The organism is Propionivibrio pelophilus DSM 12018, from assembly GCF_059569095.1.
In genome coordinates, this window is sequence record NZ_JCANUT010000015.1 from 17,232 (window position 1) to 41,758 (window position 24,527).

The following is a 24,527-nucleotide window of genomic DNA, read 5'->3' on the forward strand; positions in this document are numbered from 1 at the left end:
CTCTTCTAGAAGACACCCCAGCGGCGGCTGGCCATGGCCTTGCGCACGCGCCCGGCAGCGAGTTGCACGGCGGCTTCGCGTGGCGTCACCCCAAGTTCGCGGGCCCTGCCCAATACCTCGTCGGTGTTGCGCCGCAGTTTCTCCTCGATGGCCGCGAAGGCCGTGCTCTGCGTACCGCCGTGGTACTCGATCGCGGCGCAGATGACCCCGCCGGCGTTGGCGATGAAGTCCGGCACGCAGAGAATTCCGCGTTGATGCAGGCGGCGTTCGGCGGCGTCCGTCGCCGGAATGTTGGCGCCCTCGACGACCAGTCGGGTGTTCAGCCGGTCCGCGTTGCCCTCGTTGATCACGTCCGGACGGGCGGCCGGAATCCAGATGTCGCAGGCAACGTCGAGGATGGCCGCGCCGGTCAGCGCCTCGCCCTGTTCGTGTGTGACGACGCTGCGGCCGCCTTTTTTCAGCGCCGTCAGCGCGGCGATGTCGATGCCGCGCGGGTCGTGCAACGTGCCGCCGGTATCCGCGGCGGCGACCAGCACGGCGCCGCGTTCGCCAAGAAAACGCATGGCGTGGCGGCCCACCGCGCCGAAGCCCTGGATCGCCACCCGCGCGCCGGCCAGCGGGAAGCCGGTGTACTGCAACGCCACCTCCGTGGCGCGCGCCAAGCCCCAGCCGGTGGCGCCGATCTCGTCGAGCGGGATACCGCCCAGTTCGCGCGGCAGACCGACCGCACGCCCGATCTCGTCGTGCACCCAGGCCATGCATTGCTCGTCGGTGCCCATGTCCGGTCCGAAGATGTAATCGCGCTCATCGGCCAGCGCGCAGGCGAAGGCGCGGATCAAGCGCTCCTTATCCGCGCGCGGCATGCGCGGGTCGCCGAACAGGACCGATTTTCCGCCGCCATGCGCCAGTCCGGCCGCCGCGTTCTTCAGCGTCATCGCCCGCGCCAGACGGGCACATTCCTCGACGCTGACGTCCGGCGCCATGCGCAGGCCGCCGATCGCCGGCCCCGCCGCGACGTTGTCGACCACCAGCACGGCTTTCAGCGCGCAGGTGGGCTCATGAACCACGATGACCTTGGCCGGACCGAGATCGTCGGCGAATCCGAATGCGCTGTCCATGGCATGCCTTTCCGGGGCGGGATGCTTTCACTCTAGTTTATGACTTGTCCTGGTGCTTCTTCTATGAGTTCTGGCGAGTGGGTACGCTGAAGATATGAGTGTCGGCTTTCTTTACACAAGCATGGAGTGGCGCAGCGGTTGCCCATTGTCATTTGTTGTTCAAGTAATTGAATTCCATATGGAATATGCGCTTAGTATTTATTGTGGCCTGGTTTTTGCTGTGGGTTTCCGGGTTCTGTTTGACCAAAGCCAACCTGTTATTGAAAGATCATTATGAAAAAAATCCTAAGCACTGCTGCTGTTGCATTGTCCTTCTACGCTGCCAGCGCTACGTCGGCCGTTATTACCCTGGATTTCGAAGGTGTTGGAAACGAGGCTTCCGTCAATAGCTTCTACAACGGTGGGACGGACAGCCAGGGAAACTCCGGGGTTAACTACGGAGTGGCTTTCAATTCCAACGCCTTGGGGATCATCGATTCTGACGCAGGTGGAACCGGTAACTTCGGAAACGAGCCGACGCCGGACACGATCCTGTTCTTCCTGACGGGGTCGGCCGTTCTGAACTATGCGCCGGGCTTCACTACAGGCTTCTCGTTCTACTACACAACTGTCAGTTACGGTGGGTTGGTAAATGTTTACGACGGTCTGAATGCCACGGGTAACCTGCTTGGTACGATCGATCTTTCGGTGTTGGGCGCTGGAACCGGAGATCCCAGTGGTGATTTCAGCAACTGGGCGATCGGTTCTCTTGCATTTGGCGGCACTGCGATGTCGATTGATTTCGGCGGCACCGTGAATCAGGTTGGTTACGACAACATTACATTTGGTTCCACCAACCCGGACGGTCAGGTTCCCGAGCCGGCGACCATGGGGCTGCTTGGTGCCGCACTTCTGGGGCTTGCTGTCTCGCGTCGCCGTAGCGCCTGATTTTTTGCACCCAGCTACGTCCTCACGTAGCTGACGTGTCGATGAGAAATCCCTCATGCCCGTCGGCCGGAGGGATTTTTTACGCGTAAGCGCGTTCGCTGTTTATCGACGTTGATCCTCCCTTATGGGATCTGTCGGACGGGGCGGCAGAGTGATCCGCCGACTCTCGCCATGTTTGAACATCCAGAAACGCTCCGGTGAAACGGCGCGCTCCTCCAACGCCTGTGCCAGATCCTTCGGTGGCTGGTCGAACGCTTCCTGCGTCAGTTCGAACGTGCCCCAGTGCACGCCGAGCGCCAGGCCGGCGTCGAGGTCGCGGAAAATCTGCACGGCTTCGTCCGGATTGACGTGCTGCGGGCGCATGAAGTCGCGCGGCAGGTAGGAGCCTACCGGGACGGCCAGGAAATCGACCGGCCCCAGACGCTGGCGGATCTGGCTAAATACCGGGGAGTAGCCGGTATCGCCGGTGTACAGGAAGCGCCACGGCGCTCCCGGCGATGCGGCTGTCCATTCGACGGCGAACCCGCCCCACAGCGTGGCGTTGGTGTCGAACGGGGTGCGCTTGCTCCAATGCTGCGCCGGAACCAGGGTGATCTTCAGCGGTGTGGCGTCGCGGCTGTCCCACCAGTCGATTTCCTCGACGCCGCTGATGCCCTCCGCGTCGAACCAGCGCTTGAGTCCGAGCGGAACCAGCCATCGCGTCTTGAACCGCTTGGCCAGCGCCGTCACCGTGGCGTGATCGAGGTGATCGTAATGGTTGTGCGAAATCAGCACGAGGTCGATCGGCGGCAGTTCGGCGACGGAGAGCGGTGCGGGCATCCGCCGGCGCGAGGACAGCCAACTGACCGGGCCGGCATAGTCGCCGAGATGCGGGTCGAGAAGGATGTTCCTGCCGCCGACCTGCAGCAGCATGCCGGCGTGGCCCAGCCAGGTGATGACCGGCGCGTCATGGCGCCCGGCGAGCAGGGCGTGGTTGACCGCGCCCTGCCATTTCCGGGCAAACGCCGTGTAGCCTCCTTCCGGTTCGGAGGTCGGCTCGAAGTCGCCGCGCCAGCGGCGAATGATGGCCTCGTACCAGGGAATTACGCGGGGCGGGGCGTCGGGGTTGGAAAATCCCTCCGGGCGGTGGTGCGCTTTCTGCGGGTCGTAATGGGCGTTCTGGCTGGCGCAGCCGCCCAGCGCGAACACTACGAACAGGACAAATAGACGGCGGAGATTTTTCGCTGCAGACATGGGGCACTCTCACGGACATCGGATGATGTGCCTTGCGGCACCGGAGGCTGATATCACTACCGGTGCTGACCGGTCGCCATTCGTCGTGGTTCCCGGCGATCTCGCCTGAGGGCGAATTCGCGCGGGCTCAGTTTCGTCCGGAATTGGGTTCGCCGCCGTTGGCGAACGTGAGGCCGCAGTGGCTGGCGAGTTGCGCGAGTTCCAGCATGTTGGCGGCCCCGGTCTTCTGCAGGATGTGCGAGCGATGCAGTTCAACCGTGCGATGGCTGATGCCGAGTTGCCGGGCGATGGTTTTGTTGGTGTGGCCGGCGAGGGCGAGCGTCATGACTTCGTGTTCGCGCTGGGTCAGCTCCTCGAGGCAGCGGCAGGTCCGGTCATAGGTCTTGCGCTGGCTGGCGACGCTCTTTTCGTCCTCAAGCACGGCGTGCACGCGTTCGAGCAATTCCGTGCCGTCGATCGGCTTGGTGAGGAAATCCTTCGCACCGGCCTTCATCGCCCGCACCGTCATGGGAATGTCGCCGTGGGCGGTCAGGAAGATGATCGGCAGATTGAACCCCCGCCGGATCAGTTCGCCTTGCAGTTCCGGTCCGCTCATCTGCTGCATGCGTACGTCGAGGATCAGGCAAGCGGGGCGTTTGCCGTCGTAGGCGGCGAGGAAGGACTCGGCGCTGTCGTAACAGTCGGTCGCCAGCCCGGTGGTTTCGAGCAGCAGCCCGAGGCTGTCGCGGACGGCGGGGTCGTCATCGACGATGAATACGGTCGGTTCGCTCATTCTGCTCACTCCGCGAAAGGCAAGGTGAAATGAAAGGTGGCGCCGGTGCCGGGTTCCGAATCGACCCAGAGCTGGCCGCCGTGTGCTTCGATGATCGTGCGGCTGATGGCCAGGCCCATGCCGAGCCCTTTGGCCTTCGTGGTGAAGAACGGATCGAAGATGCGGCGCAGTGTTTCCCGGTCAATGCCCGGGCCTTTGTCGGTGACCGTCACCTGGGCCATGGTCGTATCGGCACTGGTCCGGACCGTGACAGCGATGGTTTGCGTATCGACCCCCGCGTCGCGCATGGCCTCGATGCTGTTCTCGACGAGATTGATCAACACCTTCTCCACCTGCAGACGGTTGGCCATGACAGGCTTGAGGTCGGGTTTGAGATCGACCTGAAGGCGGTTGGCGTCGAAGCCGTCCTTTTCCACCCGGGCGAGCACGTGGCGGACGATATCGTTGAGGTCGTGCGGCTCGGTCTGTACTTCCTTTTCGGTCATGAACGCCACGAATTCACGGACCACGCGGCCCGCCCGTTGCGCCTGTTGCGCACTGTTCTCGATGGCGTAGATCAGCCGCTCCGGCCGGGGGTTGCCGGCGCGCAACAGGCGCAGCGCCGCCTCGGAATAGGAGGCGACGGCGTTGAGCGGCTGGTTCAATTCATGGGCGAAGGCCGCGGCGGTCTGGTTGGCGATCTGGAAATGGGTGAGCTGTTCCATCTCGGCATAGAGCGCATGCAGCGCCGCCTCGGTCTGTTTGCGCTCGCTGATGTCCTCGATGACCGAAATGAAATAATCCGGGGTGCCGCTCGCCGTGCGTGTCAACACCACGGTGAGTTTGGTCCAGACGGTGCTTCCGTTCTTGTGCAGGTAGCGCTTTTCCAGCGACAGCGTCGGTATCTCGCCGGCCAGCATCCGATGCAATAGCCCCAGGTCGGCGTCGATGTCTTCGGGATGGGTGATGACCCGGAACTCCCGGGAGATCAGTTCCTCGGGCGAATAGCCGAGGATTTCGCAGAGCTTGCGGTTGACGCGCAGCCAGCGGCCTTCCGTCGAGACGTGGGCGATGCCGACGGCGGCCTGCTCGAACGTGGCGCGGAAGCGCGCTTCACTTTCCTGCAGGGCGATCGCCGCCTGCCGGCGCTCGCTGATGTCCCGCAGGAAGGCGAAAAACCGACCGCCGGCGGCAGGCCAGTACGAGGTGTTGACTTCGACCGGCCAGGGCTCGCCGTGCCTGGTGATGTGCCAGGTCTCGAACAGGTCGCTGCCATGCTGCCGGACCCGCGCAACGTGCTTCTTCACTTCACCGGGCAATTCCTGTGCTTCCAGGTTGGCGATGCTCATGCCCAGAAGCTCGCCCTGGCTATAGCCGGAGCGCCGCGCGTACGCTTCGTTCGTTGCGAGAATGTGGCCCGTCTCGTCGAGCATCCAGAAGCCGTCGGCGGCCGTCTCGATCACTGCCCGGTACTGCGCTTCCCGCTCGGCCAGGGCCAGTTCGGTCCGTTTGCGTTCGGTGATGTCGTTCACCAGCGCCATCAAGTGAGCCGGTTCGCCGTTGTCTCCGGGCAGGACCGAGACGTATTTGTGCGCCCAGACGATCTGTCCATCCTTGCGCAGGTAACGGTTTTCAAACTGGAAATGCGGCACTTCGCCGCGCTTGAGGCGTTCGACTTCGGCGAGGTTGGCCTCCCGGTCATCGGGATGAACCAGGGAGCTGAAGGCGATTGTCCGGAGTTCGTCTTCCGTGTAGCCGGTCAGGCGGCAAAAAGCGGGATTGCATTGCTGTAAACGTCCGTTCCAGCCGGAAATGGCGATGCCGATCGAGGCGTTGCGGAAAATTTCGCGGAAACGCTCCTCGCTGCGCAGCAGCGCCTCCTCCGCCTGCTTACGCCGCGTGATGTCGCGGACGACGGAAATATAGAGCCGCAATCCGCCCGTGTTGTGACAGCCGCAGTGAATCTCGACTGGGAAGCAACTGCCGTCCTTGCGCTGTTGCCGCCCGAACAGCACCATCGTCATTCCCGGGCGCAGGCGTTTCCATTGCATCTGTATCGCCGCGAAATCGAAATCGCGCTCGATGTCGGTCACGCCCATCGTCAGCAATTCGGTTTTCGTATAACCGACGCTTTCACACGCACGCTGATTGACATCGACAAAGCGGCCGGCGGCGTCGTGAACGAACAGCGCGTCGGGCAGCGCATATTCGACCAGTGGGTGGTACAGGTTCTCGTTCAGTGGCGGCCGGTTGGCGGGGGCGGGCATGTTTTTCGCAGACTCGGCCCGCGGCGGTTTCTTGCGTGACAGATCGACCAATTTTCCCTCCCGGGGCGTTTGCATCGCCTGCGACCGATTTTATCCTGAAGCTGGAACATTCGCGGAGGGTGGTCAATGGGGTGCCATTCCCTTACACCGCTTTACCTGCTTGGCACGCGTTATACGCGGTGTCACGTATTGAACGGCCTGAGCAGTTTGATAACGTTGCCTTGTTGGAAAACGCATCGGGATCGATTGTGGCGGTGAGATCTCCGCCTCCCGGTTTTCCGGCTATCGATGTCCCCTTTCTACGGAGAAAAAGCATGGCGGAAAAAAGCACGAAGCCAACGACGGGAAAAACCAGAAAAACCAAGGCCAAGGAGCAAGCTGCAGCGGTCGCCGAAGTCAACGAACTCTCAGAACTCACTCAGGTCGTCGAAGGCGCCTTGCGCGAGGAGTTGATCGCCGTTGCCGCCTACTTCAAGGCCGCGCAGCGCGGCTTCGCGCCGGGCAACGAGGTCGAGGACTGGCTGGCCGCCGAACGCGAGTTCGATGCCGCCTCGGGCGGGCAGGTAGCCTGCGTCGCGGTGTAACTCCCTTGGTGTGACCCTTGTCCGGGCGGCGTACGGTCTCGACTGTCCCGCCCTGTCGCGTTGATGGTTCTCTGGAGCGGTTGAATATGACACACGTTAACTGGGAACGTCTCAGACCATCACCGGAAATCGAGTCGCTTGGAAGACTGGGCTCCGCGGAGGAAATTACCGGGCAGCTGGGCAAGTATGCCAGCACGTTCGGCAAGATCACCGCGATCATGCCTCTGCCGCAGATGCCGGGGCTGGGCGACGATGACTGGGGGTTCCTGGTGTGTTTCGACAAGACGCTCGATGCCATGGCTGCATCGCGCAACTGGCATTGCCTGCTGTTCGGGTTTACGTCGGTGATTGTCGCCGTCCGGCGCTGTGCCGATCTGCAAGCTTCGCCAGTGAACGGCGTCAGCGCGATGATCAATTAAGGCCATCGGGCCGCTTGTTGAGGGCCGCAGGGATGGCGGCTCAATGTTCTGTCCTGTAAGACAATGCCCGCCGAAAGTGCAGATGACGGGGTGTGGCCGGCCTCCTGTTTGCCTACACCGGCAACTTTCTAGGCAGGCGCAATGAGGCGGTGAGCCCACCTCGCGGGCGGTTGGCGAGCATCAGTTCGCCGCCGTGAAGCAGCGCGACATCCCTGACGATCGACAGGCCGAGACCGACGCCTCCAGTGTCGGTGGCCCGTGCCGCATCGGGGCGGTAATACGGTTCGGTGACACGATCCAGGACTTCCGGCGGGATGCCGGGGCCTTCATCTTCGACGCTGATACAGAGGGTGACTGCATCGTCATTCACGACGATGCGCGGGTTCTGGCCGTATTTGAACGCGTTGTCCATCAGGTTCTGGATCGCCCGGCGCAAGGCCGAGAGTCGGCCGTTATATGCGTCGTTCGCGAGACCCTCGATGGCGATCGTGCGGCCGAGCGCAGCGAAATCCTCGGCCAGGCTGGCGAGCAGGGCGTTGATGTCGATCGGGCGGACCGGTTCGTTCTCCCGTAATCCGCGCAGGTAGTCGAGCGTGGCGTCGATCATTTGCGCCATGGCGTCGATGTCGGCGGTCATCTGTTCGCGCAAGCGGTCGTCGTCGATCAGTTCGCTGCGCAGGCGCAGGCGGGTCAGCGGGGTGCGCAGATCGTGCGAAACCGCGGCCAGGGCGCGCGAGCGCTCGTCGATCAGCCGGCGCAGCTTGTCGCGCATCCGGTTGAAGGCTTGCGCCGCGGTGCGCACTTCGGTCGATCCGGCCTCGACGAGCGGGGGAGCGTCGAGATTCTGGCCGAGATTGTCGGCGGCCTGTGCCAGATGCCGCAGAGGCCGGGTCGCCTGCCGGACGACCAGCATGACGACGGCGACGACGATCGCCAGCGAGAGGAGCAGGTGAATGTAGAAGTCGCGCGGCAGTGCCGGTGCGTCGGGAACCAGCGTGGCGGTGATGCGTACCCACTGGCCGTCGTCCAGACGCACGTCGAAACTGCGCGCGGTGGTGTCCTGTGCCATGCGGCCCATGCCATAGCCCATACCTTGCCCTGCGCCGTAGCCCATCCCCCGGCCCATCATGCCGCCGCCCATTCCGCCGGGCGAACGGACTTCGCGTCCGCTGCCAAGTCTTGCGGCGATGGTGGACTGGATCTGGCCGCGCGGCGCAGCCGGGTTGGCCTCGCTCTCGTCGATCAAGGAGACGCGCAAGTCGTTCGACTGCATCTGCGCGACGGCGCGCCGATGCTCCGGTGTCGGGTCGGCCTCAAGGCGGCGAATGGCGTCGGCGATGCGGTCGGCCATGTGCAGGCCGCGTGCCTCCGTGACGACTTCGGCACGTTCGCCCCAGTGCAGCCAGAGACTCAGCGATTGCGCCGCCAGCAGCCCCGCGAGCAGGATCAGCGCCATGCGGGCAAAGAGGCTGGAGGGCAGCAGGGATGCCGGGGAGCGGATCATCTTTCCTGTCGCTCCACGGCGGCGGCGAGGACGTAGCCTTCGCCGCGCACGGTCTTCAGCAGCGTCGGTTCGCGGCTGTCGTCGCGCAAGCGCTGGCGCAGGCGGCTGACCTGCACGTCGATGGCGCGGTCGAACGGCTCGGCTTCCCGGCCGTGGATCATTTCGGTCAACTGGTCGCGCGTGAGCACGCGGTTGGGATGGTCGAGCAGGATCCGCAACAGGCGGTATTCGCCGCCCGAGAGCGGTGTTGCCACCCCGTCGGGCGCGGTCAGCAGGCGTTCCGCGGTGTCCAGTGTCCATCCGGCAAAAGCGAGGTAGCGCGCGCTGTCAGGCGCCAGGTTGGGCGGCAGGGCGCGCGTGCGGCGGAGGATGCTCTTGATCCGTGCGAGCAGTTCGCGCGGATTGAACGGCTTGACCAGGTAGTCGTCGGCACCCATTTCGATGCCGATGATCCGGTCGGTCTCCTCGCCGCGGGCGGTCAGCATCAGCACCGGCAGGTTCGGTTTTCCCGGCTTGGCGCGCAGGTCGCGGCATAGCGTCAGGCCGTCGGTGTCCGGCAACATCAGGTCGAGCACGATCAGGTCGATGGCGTGCCGTTCGAGCGCCTGCCACATTTCGCGACCGTCGCGCGCGGCGATGGCTTCGAAGCCGTTGCGGGCGAGGTAGTCGACGAGCAACCGCCGGATTTCCAGGTCGTCGTCAACGATGAGGATGCAGTCCGTCTTGTCCATGTGTGGAGGCTTGCGAGTGGAATTCGCCCATTAAAGCGCCTTTTTCCGGAACGTGGCGCCCGGTGTGTAACCCAGTGTAACGCTGCAGGTGGTTGCAACGCTGCGATTCATTCCGCCTGGTCGAATCGACCGATGCCTGTTCCGTCAACGACCGGGAGCCCGAAGCAAGACCCACAGCACGCCCTCGCCACCGTCGAAGGCTGGCGCATGACAAAACGCCAGCACGTCCTTGCTGCGCGAAAGCCAGCATTTGACGAACTGCCGCAGGATGCCTTCGCGGCCGGGGGAGCCGAGGCCGCGGCCATGCACGATGCGCACGCAGCGCTTGCCGGCGAGCAGGGACTCGGCGAGGAAGCGCGAGACTTCCTCGTGCGCCTCGTGCCGGTTCAGGCCGTGCAGGTCGGTGTGATTCTGGATCGTCCAGCGGCCCCGCCGCAGGTCGCGCAGCACGCTGCGCGGCAGGCCGGTGCGGAGGAAGGAATCAGCATCGCCGATGGCCAGCAGGTCGTCGATCTCGAACGGGCCGTGCAGCGACTCGACGACGGCCGCGGCCTCGTCGAGTTCCCGCTGTCGTGGTCGCGGGCTGGGCTTGGGGCGCTCGTGCAGCACACGCGCCGGCGCCTTGAGCGGCGTGGCGTCGGCCACGGCGCCCTGGAACGCGGCGATGTCCTCCGGCGTCGGCTGCTGGCGCTGGCTCATCCTGACGGTCCTGCAAGGTGCGGCGCAAGGGCTTCCCGGCGGTGTTATCCCTCCAGGCTGTCGAGGTATTTCTCCGCGTCCAGCGCGGCCATGCAGCCGGTGCCGGCGGAGGTACAGGCCTGGCGGTAGATGTGGTCCTGCACGTCCCCCGCGGCGAAGACGCCGGGAATCGAGGTGGCCGTCGCATTGCCGTGGTGCCCGCCCTGGGTGATCAGATAGCCGTTTTCCATTTCCAGCTGGCCGACGAACAGGTCGGTATTCGGCTTGTGGCCGATGGCGACGAACACGCCGAGCAGCGGAATGTCCTCGGCTTCGCCGGTCTGCACGTTTTTCACACGCATGCCGGTAACGCCGGTCTGGTCGCCGAGCACTTCGTCCAGCGTGCAGTTCCACTTGATGGTGACCTTGCCGGCCTTTTCCTTCTCGAACAGCTTGTCCTGCATGATCTTTTCGCTGCGCAGCTTGTCGCGGCGATGCACCAGGGTGACGTGGCTGGCGATGTTGGCGAGGTAAAGCGCTTCTTCCACGGCGGTGTTGCCGCCGCCGATGACCGCCACCGGCTTGTTCTTGTAGAAAAAGCCGTCGCAGGTCGCGCAGGCCGAAACGCCGCGGCCGGAGAATTCTTCCTCGGAAGGCAGCCCGAGGTATTGCGCCGACGCGCCGGTGGCGATGATCAGCGCGTCGCAGGTGTAGGTGCCCGAGTCGCCGATCAGCGTGAAGGGCTTCTCGGTCAGCTTCGCGGTGTGGATGTGGTCGAAGATGATCTCGGTATCGAAACGCCGGGCATGCTCTTCGAACTTCTGCATCAGTTCCGGACCCTGGATGCCTTCGGCTGCGGCCGGCCAGTTGTCGACCTCGGTGGTCGTCATCAGTTGGCCGCCCTGGGCCATGCCGGTGATCAGAACCGGCTTGAGGTTGGCGCGTGCCGCATAGACGGCAGCCGTGTAGCCGGCCGGGCCCGAGCCGAGGATGAGCAGCTTGCAGTGACGTGCTTGCGACATGTCGGTTCCTTTTCGTTGAAATTGACGCTCGATTATAGCCTGAAATAAATTAGCATTTTCTAATGTACTGAATGCTCCCGGCGCTGGCGCCTATAATTCGACTGTAAAAATCGATGATTATCATGATGAGTGCGATTCGATAAAGAGGGAGGAGCGCATGCAGGGAGTCAATGACGCGGTCGCCGGACATCCGGTGCGGGCATTGTTGCAGACGATTCCCCTGTTCGCCGGCTTTTCCGACGCCCAACTGGAACAGATTGCACGGATTGCCGTGCTGCGCCAGGTGCCGCGGCACAAGACGATCGTGTTCGTCGGCGCGGAGACCGATAGCCTGTTTGTGATCGTTACCGGCAGTGCCAAGGTGCTGAACCGCGATGCTGACGGGCGGGAAGTGATCCTGTCGATTCTGGAGGCGGGCGAGTGCTTCGGCGAAATGGGCCTGATCGACGGCTCGCCGCGCTCGGCCGACGTGGTGACCAACGAACCGTGCGACCTGTTGATCATTGCCAAGACCGATTTCATGCGGGTTCTCTCCGAAAACGTCGATCTGTGCCTGAACATCATGAAAAGCCTGGTGTTGCGCCTGCGCGAGGCCAACCACAAGATCGAAAGCCTGGCGTTGATGGACGTCTACGGCCGGGTCGCCAAATTGCTTCTGGAGTTCTCCGAAAAGGAAAACGGCGTGCGCGTCGTCAAGCGCAAGATCACCAAACTCGACATGGCCAAGATGGTCGGCGCTTCGCGTGAGATGGTCAGCCGGGTGATGAAGGATCTTGAACAGAGCGGTTATCTCCACGTCGACGGCGGGCGTGTAATCCTGCATGAGGACTGATCCGCCGCGTTGTGTGGGTGTTTATGCGGGCGGATTGCGCGCGAACGCAGGATGTTGCCGGTGCCGGCTATAATCGCATTTTGTCCCCGTCGCAACAGAAACAGATATTGATGGCTGCGCAGTACAAATCCTCGTCCCGGCTTGGCCGAACCTCCGAACCACCGAGTCCGCTTCCCGAGAAGATCGGCATGCTTCTGCAGGAATCACGCTGGATCGCGCTGGTTGCCGTGGCGGCGTTTCTGAGCCTGGCGCTGTGGGGATTTCACCGCGCCGATCCGGGCTGGTCACACGCGGTTGCCACGCCGATCCTGCACAACCCCGCCGGGCGCGGCGGTGCCTGGCTGGCTGATTTGCTGCTCTACATTTTCGGATTGTCGGCGTGGTGGTGGGTGGTGCTCATGCTGGCAATGGTGTGGTGGGGCTACCGCAGGCTGGACGGGTTCCGGCACGCGGATCGTCGCCCCTTGTACATTGCGCTGACCGGTTTCCTGTTGGTCATCGTGTCGAGCAGCGCACTCGAAGCGCTGCGTTTCTATTCGCACCAGGCGCAATTGCCGCTGGCGCCAGGGGGCGTCCTCGGCAGGGGGTTGGGCGGCCTGAGTGTGCGCTACTTCGGCTACACGGGCGCGACGCTGGCGCTGATCGCCCTGTGGGCGCTCGGCTGGAGCATCTTCTCCGGGATGTCCTGGCTTTCCGCGGCCGAACGTCTCGGCGCCCTCATCGAGCGGCTGATTTTCGGTACGCGCAACCTGATCGACAGCTGGAAGGATCGGCGCATCGGACGCGAAGTCGCGCGCGAACGCGAAGCGGTGGTCGAGGATGAAAAGAAGCGCGAGGAAGCGCGCGAGCCGATCATCATCCAGGCGCCACCGCCGGAACTGCCGGTGCCGGCGAAGGTCGAGAAGCGCATCGAACGCGAGCGCCAGACGCCGCTGTTCCCCGAGGCCATTGTGGGCGGCATGCTGCCGCCGCTGCATTTGCTTGAGCCTGCGGCGGCGACAACCGAAGTGGTCAGCGCCGAGACGCTGGAATACACCTCGCGCCTGATCGAGCGCAAGCTCGCCGACTTCGGCGTGCAGGTCAAGGTGCTGGCCGCTTATCCGGGGCCGGTGATCACGCGCTACGAGATCGAGCCGGCCGTCGGGGTCAAGGGTTCGCAGATCGTCAATCTGGCCAAGGACGTGGCGCGTTCGCTGTCGATGGTCTCCATTCGTGTCGTCGAGACGGTGCCGGGCAAGTCGTGCATGGCGCTGGAGCTGCCCAATCCGAAGCGGCAGACCGTGCGCCTCTCCGAGATCATCTCCAGCCATGAGTACCACGCCATGTCGTCGCCGCTGGCGATGACGCTCGGCAAGGACATCGGCGGGCATCCGGTGGTCGTCGATCTGGCCAAGATGCCGCACCTGCTGGTCGCCGGTACGACCGGTTCCGGCAAGTCGGTGGGGATCAACGCGATGATCCTGTCGCTGCTCTACAAGTCGGAACCGGACAAGGTACGCCTGATCTTGGTCGATCCGAAGATGCTGGAGCTGTCGATCTACGAAGGCATCCCGCACCTTCTGGCGCCGGTCGTGGTCGATATGAAGCAGGCGGCCAACGCGCTCAACTGGTGCGTCGGCGAGATGGAAAAGCGCTACAAGCTGATGTCGGCAATGGGCGTGCGCAACATCGCTGGCTTGAACCACCGCATCAAGGACGCCGAAAAGGCTGGCAACAAGCTGCCCAACCCGCTGTCGCTGACGCCGGAAACGCCCGAGCCGCTGACGCCGATGCCCTACATCGTGGTGATCATCGACGAGCTGGCCGATCTGATGATGGTCGCCGGGAAGAAGGTCGAGCAGCTGATTGCGCGTCTGGCGCAGAAGGCGCGGGCCGCCGGCGTTCACCTGATCCTCGCCACGCAGCGGCCGTCGGTGGATGTGATTACCGGGCTGATCAAGGCCAACATCCCGACGCGCATCTCCTTCCAGGTGTCGTCGAAGATCGACTCGCGCACGATTCTCGACCAGATGGGCGCGGAAGCGCTGCTCGGTCAGGGCGACATGCTCTACCTCGCGCCGGGAACCGGCTATCCGACCCGGGTGCACGGTGCCTTCGTCGCCGACGAGGAAGTGCATCACGTCGTCGATCACCTGAAAAAGTCCGGGGAACCCGACTATGTCGAGGGCGTACTCTCCGGAGCCGGCTTCGACGAGGAGGAGGGCGGCAACGGAAATGGCGACGGCGAGAACGGCGGCGACCCGGAATCCGATCCGCTCTACGATCAGGCCGTCGAGATTGTACTGAAAAACCGCCGCGCCTCGATTTCGCTGGTGCAGCGGCACCTGCGCATTGGCTACAACCGCTCGGCGCGGCTGATCGAAGCGATGGAAAAGGCCGGCCTCGTGTCGGCAATGGACGCGCGTGGCGGACGGGAAGTCCTCGCGCGCAGGGAAGAAGGTTGATGAAACGTATTTTTTTCTCGCTGGCTATGTGCTTGGCCGTTTCGGCCCACGCGGGAGCGATCGACAAGCTGCACCGTTTTCTGGAAACGACCAAGATGCTCCGCGCCGATTTCGCGCAGATCGTCGTCGCCAAAAATGGCAAACGTCCGCAGCAGTCGGTCGGGGTGATGATGATCTCGCGGCCGGGCAAGTTCCGCTGGCAGATCGAGAAGCCTTACAGCCAGTTGCTCGTCGGCGACGGCGAGAAGATCTGGATGTACGATCCCGACCTGCGCCAGGTGACGGTCAGGAAAATGGACGCCGCGCTGGGCAGCACGCCGGCGGCCCTGCTGATCGGCTCGAACAACCTGGAGAAGAACTTCAACCTGCGTGAACTCGGCGAGCGTGAGGGCTTGGAATGGCTGGAGGCAACGCCCAAGTCCGCAGACAGCGGCTTCGAGAAGCTGCAGCTCGGTTTTTCCGGCGATGAGCTGAAAGCCATGGAACTGTTCGACAATTTCGGCCAGACGACTTCGCTGGCTTTCTCCAACGTGCAGCTCAACCCGGCATTGCCGGCTGCGCAGTTCCGCTTTACGCCGCCCGCCGGCGCAGATGTCATCGGTGAGTGATCTGTTCGCCCAGGAGCACGCGGTTCCGCTCGCCGAGGCGCTGCGGCCGAAGACGCTCGACGACGTGATCGGCCAGCAGCACCTGCTCGGTCCGGGCAAGCCGCTACGCCTCGCCTTTGAAGCGCGAAAGCTGCATTCGCTGATTTTCTGGGGGCCGCCAGGCGTCGGCAAGACCACGCTGGCGCGGTTGATGGCCGACGCCTTCGACGCCGAGTTCGTCGCGCTATCGGCCGTGTTTTCCGGGGTCAAGGACATTCGCGAGGCCGTCGCACACGCCGAGGCGGTGCGCGCGCAACGCGGACGGCCGACGATCCTGTTCGTCGACGAGGTTCACCGCTTCAACAAGGCGCAGCAGGACGCTTTTTTGCCCTACGTCGAGGAAGGCCTGCTGACGCTGGTTGGTGCGACGACCGAGAACCCGTCGTTCGAGGTCAATTCCGCGCTGCTTTCGCGCGCCTCGGTCTATGTGCTCAACCCGCTGTCGACGGACGAGATGGGGCTGCTGTTCGAGCGCGCCTGCGCCAAGGCGCTGCAGGGCTTTACCTTCGACGACGATGCGCGTGACCGGCTGATCGGTCAGGCCGACGGCGACGCCCGGCGCCTGATCAATCTGCTCGAACAGACGCGCACCGCCGCAACCACGGCCAAGCGCACGCACATCGACGGCGCCTTCATCGACAACACTCTGGCACAGAGCCTGCGCCGCTTCGACAAGGGCGGCGAAGCGTTTTACGACCAGATTTCGGCGCTGCACAAATCGGTGCGCGGCTCGAATCCGGACGCCGCACTGTACTGGTTCTGTCGCATGCTCGACGGAGGCACCGATCCGCGCTACCTGGCCCGGCGCATCGTGCGTATGGCCTGGGAAGACATCGGCCTGGCCGACCCGCGCGCCGCGCAGGTGGCCGGCACCGCCGCGGAAACCTACGAACGCCTCGGCTCGCCCGAAGGCGAGCTGGCGCTGGCCGAAGCGGTGATCTACCTGGCCATGGCCGCCAAATCGAACGCTGCCTACGTCGCGTATAATGCCGCGCGGGCGTTCGTCGCCAAGGACGGTTCCCGGCCCGTGCCGCTGCACTTGCGCAATGCGCCGACCAAGCTCATGAAAGAACTCGACTACGGCAAGGACTACCGCTACGCGCACGATGAGGCGGGCGGTTACGCGGCGGGCGAGAACTACTTTCCCGACGGCATGCCGTCGATCGCCTGGTACAAGCCGGTCGACCGCGGGCTGGAAATCAAGATCGGCGAGAAGTTGGCGCACCTGCAAGAACTCGACCGCCAGGCACTGAAGAACGCAAAGAAATAGCAAGAACTGAAAAACTCAAAGGACCGACCATGCTAGACATCCAATTGCTGCGGACCAATATCGACGCGGCTTGCCAACGACTCGCCACGCGTGGCTACACGCTCGACGTCGCTACCTTCCAGAAGCTCGAAGCCGAGCGCAAAACACTGCAGACGCAGACGCAGGACCTGCAGGCCAAGCGCAACACCCTGTCGAAGCAGGTCGGCCAGTTGAAGAGCAAGGGCGAGGACGCCTCGGCGGTAATGGCCGAAGTCGCCGCGCTGAAGGCAGAACTCGACGCCAACGAGCAACGTCTGGGCGAGCTGCTGAAGGAAATGGAGACCTTCATCGCCACGATTCCCAACACGCCGCAGGAGAGCGTGCCGGTCGGCAAGTCCGAAACGGACAACGTTGAACTCAAGAAGTGGGGCGCACCGCGTACCTTCGATTTCCCGGTCAAGGACCACGTCGACCTCGGCGAAGGACTTGGCCAGATCGATTTCGCCACGGCGGCCAAGATCGCCGGTGCCCGCTTCTCGCTGCTGAAGGGGCCGATCGCCCGCATGCACCGTGCCCTCGCGCAGTTCATGCTTGATGTGCATACTGCCGAGCACGGCTACACCGAAGTCTATGCGCCGTACCTGGTCAACGCCGACAGCATGTACGGTACCGGCCAGTTGCCGAAGTTCGAGGCCGACCTGTTCAAGATTCCGCGCGCCGACGCCGACCCGCTGTACCTGATCCCGACCGCCGAAGTGCCGGTGACCAACATCGTCCGCAACGAAATCCTGGCGCAGGGTGAACTGCCCCTCAAGCTCGTCTGCCACACCCCGTGCTTCCGCTCCGAGGCCGGTTCCTACGGCAAGGACACCCGTGGCATGATCCGACAACACCAGTTCGACAAGGTTGAGTTGGTGCAGATCGTCGCTGCCGAGAAGTCGAACGAAGCGCACGAGGAACTGACGCGCCACGCCGAAGCCATCCTCGAAAAGCTCGACCTGCCGTACCGCCGTGTCGTGCTGTGCACGGGCGACATGGGTTTCTCCTCGGCCAAGACCTACGACCTCGAAGTGTGGCTGCCGGGGCAGAATGCCTACCGCGAAATCTCCTCTTGCTCGAACTTCGAAGCCTTCCAGGCACGGCGCATGCAAGCGCGTTGCCGCAACGAGAAGAACAAGACCGAGTTGGTGCATACCCTGAACGGCTCGGGCCTCGCCGTTGGCCGCACGTTGGTGGCAATCCTGGAAAACTACCAGAACGCCGATGGCAGTATCACCGTGCCGATGGCGTTGCGTTCCTATATGGGAGGCGCGGAAAAGATCACGGCTGCGTGAGAAAACGACAAAATAGTGAAAGAAATAGGGGTGAAATGCGTGCCAGCGCAAAGAGCTGTGCTAGAATTCGGCGCTCTGTCGGAGAGGTGGCAGAGTGGTCGAATGTACCTGACTCGAAATCAGGCGTAGGTGCAAGCCTACCGAGGGTTCGAATCCCTCCCTCTCCGCCAAGTATCAAGCAATCAAGCGCCTTTACGGCGTTTTTTTGTTTTTACCCCCCAATAAGCCCCCCCCCCCAAATGTACGGTGCGATTGAATGACACGGCGTGAGACACGGTCGTCGGTGACATCTCCTCCGGACGTGCCGGTGTCGAGTGTCCAGCGTTGTTAATGATCAACTGAACATTGCACGTTGTTGCTCCGCGTTTGAGAGAAGGGGCACTTATATCGGCGGGAGTCGCTGAGGAAGAGTGCGGTTTGTTCGCTTTTCCAGCGCGGTTTGCAGCGATTGGGCTGCACTGCGAAGCACCGATTCAGTCGTTTTCCAATCAATGCATGGGTCTGTAATCGAGCGGCCATAGTCTAGTAGCCGGCGACTGTCGGCAATTCGCTGATTTCCCGCCAACAAATTCGATTCGAGCATGACACCGATCAATGACCGATTTCCTGCGTGAATCTGACCAATTACGTTGGCCAGGACCGATGCCTGTAGTTCCGGCTTGCCGAAGCTGTTGGCGTGAGAGCAATCAACAACGATGCTGTCTAGCAGTCCGGCGCTGCGCATGGCGCGCTCGGCATTCTGAACGCTGGCCGCGTCGTAGTTCGGCTTTCCATCGCCGCCTCTCAACACCAGATGTCCATAGTGGTTGCCGATGGTGTGGGCCGTGCAGGGGTGGCCATGGTTATCGACGGTGACAAACCTGTGCGGTAATCGAGTGGCAAGAATCGCATTGATGGCATTGTCGAGGCTGCCATTGGTGCCATTCTTGAATGCAACGGGGGTGGGTAGTCCTGAAGCCATTTCCCGGTGCGTTTGTGATTCGATGGAGCGGACGCCGATGATGGTCCAGGTGATCAGGTCGCCGTAGTACTGCTGCGAAAGGGGGCTGACGGCTTCGGTTGCGACGGGCAAGCCGATCTCGTTCACCTTGTGCAGAAAAGTGCGCGCCTTTTTCAGCCCTTTGTTGATATCGAAGGACTCGTTCAGGTCAGGGTCGTTTATGTACCCCTTCCAACCCTTGGTTGTCAGTGATTTTTCGAGAAAAACGCGCATTACGAGGAAGAGCGTCGAGCTGACCTCGTCCGCCAGTTTCTTCAGTCGCCGTGCGTAGTCGAGTCCCGCGACCGGATCATGGATCGTGCACGGACCCACAACAACCATCAGTCTGTGGTCTGCACGATCGAGAATGCGCCTCACGGTTTCACGCGAAGCTCCGACCATGTGCGCGACCTCCGGGGTGAGCGGTTGTGCGTTCTGGATTTCGACGGGCGTTATTACGGCCCCAGACTGATTTGCGATGGCGGTTTCTTCCCGAGAATTATTTGGCGGCAGGGCGCGTAACCTTCTGAATTGCGTTTGGGAGCCTGTGCCGAGAACTCGTATGGTGTGAGCAGAGTGGCGGGATTTTAGCGTTGTCTCGTCGCGCTTGGCCAGTTGACGGCAGGGGGGCAATCACCATGGTCTGCGGGTTGAGGTCGGCAAGTACTGCTTGGTTTCGGCTTGAAAAGGTCTTCGCGGCAGCCTGGCAGGAGCTGGGGTGCGGCAATGTGCCATTCATTCACTCCAGTTGGCGGGACAGGGATTTCCGGCGGAGGTTGAGGGCGTGCTGCGTTATTTTCAACCGGGAATCCATTACCACATCGGTTTAAACCAACAGTTTGTCGATGCCTCGTTTAAGTATTTTTCGGACAGGCGACGCAAAAAAAGAATGCCCGCGCGTCACGCGCGGAACAAAGCGGCCCAGCAACCCCCGCCCGAGATCGCAAACAGCCATAGGAAATGGCGAATGGACAATCCGGGATAAATTACTTTGAGGCTTCGGCGACTCTTTTTGCGATGTGCGCCAGCGCTTCATCTACCTGGTCTACCAGAACCAGGCAGAGGTCGCCGGCGTTAAGGTCGGCCAGCGCCGTGTCGATGGCCAGGAATTCCCCGCGGATTTCCTTCACGTCGCGCGTGCGTCGGGCGTCCTTCAAGCCGTCGCGCAGCAGGGCGAGCACCTCGCCGTCGGCGCGGCCGCGCTGGCACTGGTCCTGATAGAGGACCACCGTGTCGAAGGCATCGCCGAGGATTTCGGTCTGCTCGCGGATGTCCTCGTCACGCCGGTCACCGGCACCGCTGATGACCACCGAGCGGCGTTTGCCCGACTTCTCGGGCATCGCGTCGATCGCCTGCACCAGCGCGCGGATTGCGTCGGGATTGTGGCCGTAGTCGGCGATCAGCGTGGCACTGCGGTAGTCGAAGAGGTTGAAGCGGCCGGGAACCGTCGCCGCGTCATTGACGAACGACTTGAGTCCGGCGCGGATGACGCTCCAGCCGAGTCCCAGCGCCCAGCCGGCACCGACGGCGGCCATGGCGTTCTCGATCTGGAAGCCGATGGCGCCATTGACGGTAACGGGAACGTCCTTCAGTGCAATGCGCTCTTCCACCCCGCCTTCCATGGCGACGATTTCCTTGTCGTCGAGGAAGACGATGCGTTTGCCTTGGGCCCGGTGCATGGCCATCACCGGATGATTGCGGTCGCAGGCGAAGTAGATGACCTTGCCCGGGCAGGCGTCGCCCATGCGCGCGACCATCGGGTCGGCGGCGTTGAGCACCGCGTAGCCGGTGTCCGGCTTGACGTTCTGCACGATGACGCGCTTGACTACCGAAAGATCCTCGACGGTGCTGATGTAGGACAGGCCGAGGTGGTCGCCCTTGCCGATGTTGGTGACCACGGCCACGTCGCAGCGGTCGAAGCCGAGCCCTTCCCGCAGCACGCCGCCGCGCGCCGTTTCGAGTACGGCGGCGTCGACGCAGGGGTGCATCAGCACGTTGCGCGCGCTCTTCGGGCCACTGCAGTCGCCGGTGTCGATGCGTTTGCCCTGGACATAGACGCCATCGGTGCTGGTCATCCCGACGCGGAGTCCGTTGTTGCCAAGGATGCTGGCGATCAGGCGCACGGTGGTTGTCTTGCCGTTGGTGCCGGCGACGGCGACCAGCGGGATGCGTGCGTCGTCGCCGTCGGCGAACATGTTGGCGATGATCGCTTCTCCGACCGCGCGGCCCTTGCCGTACGACGGCTGCAGGTGCATGCGCAGGCCGGGCGCAGCGTTGAGTTCGACGATGCCGCCGCCCTGTTCTTCCAGCGGACGGTGGACGTTCTTGCAGACGATGTCGACGCCGGCGATGTCCAGGCCGACCATCTGCGCGGCGGCGATGGCGCGGGCGGCGAAGTCCGGATGCACGTCGTCGGTGACGTCGGTGGCCGAGCCGCCGGTCGACAGGTTGGCGTTGTTGCGCAGGATCACGCGCTGGCCCTTGGCCGGGACCGATTCGGCGGTGAGGCCCTCCTCGGCGAGGCGGGCGAGCGCAATATCGTCGAAGCGGATCCTGGTCAGCGAGGTGGCGTGGCCGGTGCCGCGGCGCGGGTCGGCGTTGACCTGGTCGACCAGTTCGCGGACCGTATGCACGCCGTCGCCCAGCACCATCGGCGGCTCACGGCGGGCGGCGGCGACGAGTTTGTCGCCGACGACCAGGAAACGGTGGTCCTGCCCGCTGATAAAGCGCTCGACGAGCACGTCGTCGCTGATCTTGAAGGCCACGGCGTAGGCGGCGAGTACCTGCTCCTTCGTGGTCAGATTGACCGCAACACCTTTGCCCTGGTTGCCGTCCTGTGGCTTGACGACGACGGCCACGCCGTTCTCGATGCCGATCTCGCAGGCGGCCGCCCACGCATCGTCGGCATCCTTGACCGGACGGCCGGTCGGCACGGGTACGCCGGCCGATTGAAGCAAGCGTTTGGTCAGTTCCTTGTCCTGCGCGATCGCTTCGGCGACGGCGCTGGTCAGATCGCTCTCCGCGGCCTGGATGCGCCGCTGCTTGCTGCCCCAGCCGAACTGCACGAGGCTGCCCTGGGTCAGCCGGCGGAAGGGGATTCCACGCGCAACGGCGGCATAGACGATCGAGCCGGTGCTCGGGCCGAGGCGCACGTCCTCGTCGAGTTCGCGCAGGCGGTGCAGCGCGTCGGACAGATCGAACGGCGTGTCGTCGATCGCCGCCTGGCACAAGGCCTGCGCCAGTTCGAGGGCGAGCCGGCCGACTTCTTCCTCGCTGTATTCGACCACCACCTGATAGACGCCGGCTTCGATGGTTTGCGCGGTGCGGCTGAAGGTGACCGGGCTGCCTGCCTGTGACTGCAGGCCGAGCGTGGCGAACTCGAGCATGTGCGCCATGCTGTTGATGTCGCCGTCGACGACCGGCTGGAGCAGGGCGATTTCCGGGAAGCGTGCGCGCAGACGGGCTTCGAACCCCGGGATGTTGGCGATGTCGCGCTCGGCCTCGCTGCAGGAAACGATGGCTTCGATGGCGGTGTGCCGGCTCCACAGGTTGGGGCCGCGCAGCGCGCGGATGCGTGATACGTCCATTGTTCGTGTTCCTCGCGTTATTGCTGTTCGATGAAATAGGTTTCGATGCCGGTACGCATCACGTCCTGCGATACGCCGAGCGCCCAGGCCGCGGCGACGGCGGCCAGCACGTTCTCGGTCTGCGCGACGTCCTTGCCGCCGTCGGTGAGGGGGACGTCCTTGAGCTTGGCCAGCGAAATCTCGCCCTCGGCGCAGGCCAGCATGATCTGGCCGTAGCGCACGATGACCGCGCGCCGGTCTTTTTCGAGATGCTCCGTGATGACCGCCAGCGACGGATCGTAGGCGAAGTAGATGACCTCGCCGTCGCACAGCTCGGCCATTTCCACGAGGTCGGGCTCGCGGGCGTTGAGGACGGCTGCTCCGTTCCTGAGTACCAGGTCGACCTGGGTGCGCATGACGTTGTACACCTGTCCCGGCGTGTCGATGTAGTTGCGGCCGGTGTGGCGGGCCGCCTCGATGTTGGTGATGATGCCGACCTGGCAGCGGTCGTAGGCCAGGCCTTCGGTGGCGATGGCGTCGGTGCCGTTCTCGAAGACCGCGGCTTCGATGGCCCGGTTCATCAGGGTGCGATTGGCGTATTCCCAGCGCGCGCAGTCGCCTTTCTCGGACTGGCGGCGGTCGAAAAATACGCCTTTGCTGCAGGCCAGGCCGGTGTGTTTTCCGGACAGCGTGAGCAGGCGTGCGAGGAGTTCACCGACGGTCGTTTTGCCGTAGCTGCCGGTGATGCCGACGACCGGAATGCGGCCGCTGCTGCCGTTCGGGAAGAGGTGGTCGACGATCGCCTGGCCGACCGGGCGCGGCTTGCCGACGCCGGGTTTCAGGTGCATCAGCAGGCCGGGGCCGGCGTTGACCTCGACGATGGCGCCGCCCTGTGCGGCCAGCGGCTTCGAGATGTCCTCGCAGACGAGGTCGATGCCGGCGATGTCCAGCCCGACGATGCGCGCGGCGAGCGCGGCGATTTCGGCGGTATCCGGATGCACCTCGTCGGTCACGTCGAACTCGTGGTTGGCGTTGCGCTGGATCAGCACTTCGCGCCCGTCCTCGGGAATCGAATCGGCGTCGAGCTTCTGGCGCGAGAGTTCGATGCGAGCCGCGGAATCGATGCGGATGTTGGACAGCGGATGGTTCTCGCTCGAGCCGCGGCGCGGGTCGCAGTTGATCTGCAGATCGATCAGCTCGCGCACCGTGTGCTTTCCATCGCCGGTGACTTTCACCACGTCGCCGCGGTTGGCGGCGACGAGCTTGCCGCCGATGACCAGCAGGCGGTGTTCGGAGCCGGGGATCGAACGTTCGACGAGCACGCCGCTGCCTTCGTCGACGGCGATGCCGTAGGCCATCTCGACGTCCTCGCGGCTGTGGATGTCGATGAACACGCCGCGGCCGTGGTTGCCGTCGATCGGCTTGACGCACACCGGCAGGCCGATGTCCTCGGCCGCGTCCCAGGCGTCTTCCGCGCTGTCGACTTCGCGTCCTTCGGGCACCGGCACACCGCAGGATTGCAGCAGACTCTTGGTCAGGTCCTTGTCACGCGAGATGCCCTCGGCGATGGCGCTGGTGCGGTCGGTCTCGGCTGTCCAGATGCGGCGCATGGCGGCGCCGTAACCGAGTTGCACCAGGTTGCCGGTTTCCAGCATACGGATGCAGGGAATGTCGCGGTCGTCCGCAGCATCGACGATGCTTGCGGTCGAGGGGCCGAGGCAGCGCGAGTCGGCGAGGTCGGCGAGGCGTTCGACGGCGGCGTCGACGTCGAAGGGGCGGTCTTCCATCGCCGCCATGATCAGCTCGCGCGCTTCATGCAGCGCGGCGCGGGTGACCTGTTCTTCCCAGGCGCGGACGATGACCTTGTACACGCCGCGTTCGGAAGTCTCCCGCGCCTTGCCGAAGCCGCCGGGCAGCCCGGCGAGATTCTGCAGCTCAAGCGTGACGTGTTCGAGGATGTGTGCCGGCCAGGTGCCTTCCTCGACGCGGCGCAGGAAGCCGCCGGGTTCGCCGTAGCTGCAGCGGTGCTCGTACAGGGATGGCAGCATCGCCTTCAGGCGTTGGTAGTAGCCGGGAATGGTGTTGGACGGGCAGTCCTCGAGGTCGCCGATGTCGACGATCGCTTCGAGGACCGGACGGTAGGTCCACATGCTCGGTCCGCGCAGATGGCGGATTTCCCGGAAGATGATGTCTTTTTTTGTCATGTGTTTTCCTGCGCGGGGCAGTGAGTTGCGAAGGTAAG

General features: G+C 63.6%; 19 protein-coding genes and 1 tRNA gene. 9 read left to right on the top strand and 11 right to left on the bottom strand.

Annotated elements, in window-relative coordinates:
• Positions 1–5: 5 nt before the first annotated feature.
• Entirely contained in the window at positions 6–1,118 is a 1,113-nt protein-coding gene (locus BO74_RS08555; RefSeq protein WP_496441539.1) for a Glu/Leu/Phe/Val family dehydrogenase, read from the bottom strand.
• A 273-nt stretch (positions 1,119–1,391) separates the two neighbouring features.
• On the opposite strand from BO74_RS08555, the gene BO74_RS08560 reads away from it, so the two are divergent.
• Positions 1,392–2,045 (top strand): PEP-CTERM sorting domain-containing protein, encoded by a 654-nt coding sequence (locus BO74_RS08560; protein WP_496441540.1) that lies wholly within the window; start codon positions 1,392–1,394, stop codon positions 2,043–2,045.
• A 102-nt stretch (positions 2,046–2,147) separates the two neighbouring features.
• Here BO74_RS08560 and BO74_RS08565 read toward each other — a convergent pair whose 3' ends face one another.
• The 3 genes from BO74_RS08565 to BO74_RS08575 all read right to left on the bottom strand — a co-directional run bounded on the left by BO74_RS08565 (position 2,148) and on the right by BO74_RS08575 (position 6,296).
• Positions 2,148–3,278 (bottom strand): MBL fold metallo-hydrolase, encoded by a 1,131-nt coding sequence (locus tag BO74_RS08565; RefSeq protein ID WP_496441542.1) that lies wholly within the window; start codon positions 3,276–3,278, stop codon positions 2,148–2,150.
• A gap of 127 nt (positions 3,279–3,405) precedes the next feature.
• The gene (locus tag BO74_RS08570) at positions 3,406–4,050 is read right to left on the bottom strand and encodes a response regulator transcription factor (protein ID WP_496441544.1); all 645 of its coding nucleotides are present in this window, start codon (positions 4,048–4,050) and stop codon (positions 3,406–3,408) included.
• 5 nt (positions 4,051–4,055) lie between these two features.
• The gene (locus tag BO74_RS08575) at positions 4,056–6,296 is read right to left on the bottom strand and encodes a PAS domain-containing protein (RefSeq protein WP_496441545.1); all 2,241 of its coding nucleotides are present in this window, start codon (positions 6,294–6,296) and stop codon (positions 4,056–4,058) included.
• A gap of 314 nt (positions 6,297–6,610) precedes the next feature.
• On the opposite strand from BO74_RS08575, the gene BO74_RS08580 reads away from it, so the two are divergent.
• Together BO74_RS08580 and BO74_RS08585 are read left to right on the top strand one after the other, a co-directional pair.
• On the top strand, positions 6,611–6,880 hold the full coding sequence (locus tag BO74_RS08580) for a DUF2934 domain-containing protein (protein ID WP_496441546.1): 270 nt from the start codon (positions 6,611–6,613) through the stop codon (positions 6,878–6,880).
• Positions 6,881–6,966: 86 nt separating this feature from the next.
• Entirely contained in the window at positions 6,967–7,299 is a 333-nt protein-coding gene (locus BO74_RS08585) for a hypothetical protein (RefSeq protein WP_496441547.1), read from the top strand.
• A 112-nt stretch (positions 7,300–7,411) separates the two neighbouring features.
• On the opposite strand, the gene BO74_RS08590 is transcribed toward BO74_RS08585, so the two are convergent.
• The 4 genes from BO74_RS08590 to trxB all read right to left on the bottom strand — a co-directional run bounded on the left by BO74_RS08590 (position 7,412) and on the right by trxB (position 11,234).
• Positions 7,412–8,803: an ATP-binding protein gene (locus BO74_RS08590; protein WP_496441549.1), complete on the bottom strand. Its 1,392-nt coding sequence runs from the start codon at positions 8,801–8,803 to the stop codon at positions 7,412–7,414.
• Complete coding sequence (locus tag BO74_RS08595) at positions 8,800–9,534, bottom strand: response regulator (RefSeq protein ID WP_496441551.1); 735 nt, start codon at positions 9,532–9,534, stop codon at positions 8,800–8,802. The genes BO74_RS08590 and BO74_RS08595 overlap by 4 nt, the downstream gene beginning before the upstream one ends.
• Before the next feature lie 144 nt (positions 9,535–9,678).
• Positions 9,679–10,233, bottom strand: a complete 555-nt coding sequence (locus BO74_RS08600; protein ID WP_496441552.1) for a Smr/MutS family protein — start codon at positions 10,231–10,233, stop codon at positions 9,679–9,681.
• A 44-nt stretch (positions 10,234–10,277) separates the two neighbouring features.
• The gene (trxB, locus tag BO74_RS08605) at positions 10,278–11,234 is read right to left on the bottom strand and encodes a thioredoxin-disulfide reductase (RefSeq protein WP_496441554.1); all 957 of its coding nucleotides are present in this window, start codon (positions 11,232–11,234) and stop codon (positions 10,278–10,280) included.
• Positions 11,235–11,391: 157 nt separating this feature from the next.
• On the opposite strand from trxB, the gene BO74_RS08610 reads away from it, so the two are divergent.
• From BO74_RS08610 to BO74_RS08635, 6 genes are all read left to right on the top strand, one after another.
• Positions 11,392–12,066 carry a Crp/Fnr family transcriptional regulator gene (locus tag BO74_RS08610; RefSeq protein ID WP_496441555.1) on the top strand — a complete coding sequence of 225 codons (675 nt, stop codon included), beginning with the start codon at positions 11,392–11,394 and terminating at the stop codon, positions 12,064–12,066.
• Positions 12,067–12,254: 188 nt separating this feature from the next.
• The gene (locus BO74_RS08615) at positions 12,255–14,510 is read left to right on the top strand and encodes a DNA translocase FtsK (protein WP_496441556.1); all 2,256 of its coding nucleotides are present in this window, start codon (positions 12,255–12,257) and stop codon (positions 14,508–14,510) included.
• Entirely contained in the window at positions 14,510–15,118 is a 609-nt protein-coding gene (lolA, locus tag BO74_RS08620) for an outer membrane lipoprotein periplasmic chaperone LolA (protein WP_496441558.1), read from the top strand. The genes BO74_RS08615 and lolA overlap by 1 nt, the downstream gene beginning before the upstream one ends.
• Positions 15,111–16,427, top strand: a complete 1,317-nt coding sequence (locus BO74_RS08625; RefSeq protein WP_496441559.1) for a replication-associated recombination protein A — start codon at positions 15,111–15,113, stop codon at positions 16,425–16,427. The genes lolA and BO74_RS08625 overlap by 8 nt, the downstream gene beginning before the upstream one ends.
• A 29-nt stretch (positions 16,428–16,456) precedes the next feature.
• Positions 16,457–17,740, top strand: a complete 1,284-nt coding sequence (gene serS, locus BO74_RS08630; protein WP_496441560.1) for a serine--tRNA ligase — start codon at positions 16,457–16,459, stop codon at positions 17,738–17,740.
• 80 nt (positions 17,741–17,820) lie between these two features.
• Positions 17,821–17,910, top strand: a tRNA-Ser gene (locus BO74_RS08635).
• Between the two features lie 212 nt (positions 17,911–18,122).
• Here BO74_RS08635 and BO74_RS08640 read toward each other — a convergent pair.
• The 3 genes from BO74_RS08640 to BO74_RS08650 all read right to left on the bottom strand — a co-directional run bounded on the left by BO74_RS08640 (position 18,123) and on the right by BO74_RS08650 (position 24,489).
• Entirely contained in the window at positions 18,123–19,199 is a 1,077-nt protein-coding gene (locus tag BO74_RS08640) for a 3-deoxy-7-phosphoheptulonate synthase (protein WP_496441621.1), read from the bottom strand.
• 506 nt (positions 19,200–19,705) lie between these two features.
• Positions 19,706–22,306 carry a cyanophycin synthetase gene (cphA, locus tag BO74_RS08645; protein ID WP_496441561.1) on the bottom strand — a complete coding sequence of 867 codons (2,601 nt, stop codon included), beginning with the start codon at positions 22,304–22,306 and terminating at the stop codon, positions 19,706–19,708.
• 17 nt (positions 22,307–22,323) lie between these two features.
• Positions 22,324–24,489, bottom strand: coding sequence for a cyanophycin synthetase (locus tag BO74_RS08650; protein WP_496441562.1), 2,166 nt, complete (start codon positions 24,487–24,489; stop codon positions 22,324–22,326).
• Positions 24,490–24,527: the final 38 nt, after the last annotated feature.

What these genes read in the sequence shown, in the direction of transcription:
- BO74_RS08565 (WP_496441542.1), bottom strand. Translation starts at nt 3,278, where the DNA reads ATGTCTGCAGCGAAAAATCTCCGCCGTCTATTTGTCCTGTTCGTAGTG.
- trxB (WP_496441554.1), bottom strand. Translation starts at nt 11,234, where the DNA reads ATGTCGCAAGCACGTCACTGCAAGCTGCTCATCCTCGGCTCGGGCCCG.
- lolA (WP_496441558.1), top strand. Translation starts at nt 14,510, where the DNA reads ATGAAACGTATTTTTTTCTCGCTGGCTATGTGCTTGGCCGTTTCGGCC.
- BO74_RS08610 (WP_496441555.1), top strand. Translation starts at nt 11,392, where the DNA reads ATGCAGGGAGTCAATGACGCGGTCGCCGGACATCCGGTGCGGGCATTG.
- cphA (WP_496441561.1), bottom strand. Translation starts at nt 22,306, where the DNA reads ATGGACGTATCACGCATCCGCGCGCTGCGCGGCCCCAACCTGTGGAGC.
- serS (WP_496441560.1), top strand. Translation starts at nt 16,457, where the DNA reads ATGCTAGACATCCAATTGCTGCGGACCAATATCGACGCGGCTTGCCAA.
- BO74_RS08585 (WP_496441547.1), top strand. Translation starts at nt 6,967, where the DNA reads ATGACACACGTTAACTGGGAACGTCTCAGACCATCACCGGAAATCGAG.
- BO74_RS08575 (WP_496441545.1), bottom strand. Translation starts at nt 6,296, where the DNA reads ATGCCCGCCCCCGCCAACCGGCCGCCACTGAACGAGAACCTGTACCAC.
- BO74_RS08615 (WP_496441556.1), top strand. Translation starts at nt 12,255, where the DNA reads ATGCTTCTGCAGGAATCACGCTGGATCGCGCTGGTTGCCGTGGCGGCG.
- BO74_RS08555 (WP_496441539.1), bottom strand. Translation starts at nt 1,118, where the DNA reads ATGGACAGCGCATTCGGATTCGCCGACGATCTCGGTCCGGCCAAGGTC.
- BO74_RS08600 (WP_496441552.1), bottom strand. Translation starts at nt 10,233, where the DNA reads ATGAGCCAGCGCCAGCAGCCGACGCCGGAGGACATCGCCGCGTTCCAG.
- BO74_RS08650 (WP_496441562.1), bottom strand. Translation starts at nt 24,489, where the DNA reads ATGACAAAAAAAGACATCATCTTCCGGGAAATCCGCCATCTGCGCGGA.
- BO74_RS08570 (WP_496441544.1), bottom strand. Translation starts at nt 4,050, where the DNA reads ATGAGCGAACCGACCGTATTCATCGTCGATGACGACCCCGCCGTCCGC.
- BO74_RS08560 (WP_496441540.1), top strand. Translation starts at nt 1,392, where the DNA reads ATGAAAAAAATCCTAAGCACTGCTGCTGTTGCATTGTCCTTCTACGCT.
- BO74_RS08595 (WP_496441551.1), bottom strand. Translation starts at nt 9,534, where the DNA reads ATGGACAAGACGGACTGCATCCTCATCGTTGACGACGACCTGGAAATC.
- BO74_RS08580 (WP_496441546.1), top strand. Translation starts at nt 6,611, where the DNA reads ATGGCGGAAAAAAGCACGAAGCCAACGACGGGAAAAACCAGAAAAACC.
- BO74_RS08590 (WP_496441549.1), bottom strand. Translation starts at nt 8,803, where the DNA reads ATGATCCGCTCCCCGGCATCCCTGCTGCCCTCCAGCCTCTTTGCCCGC.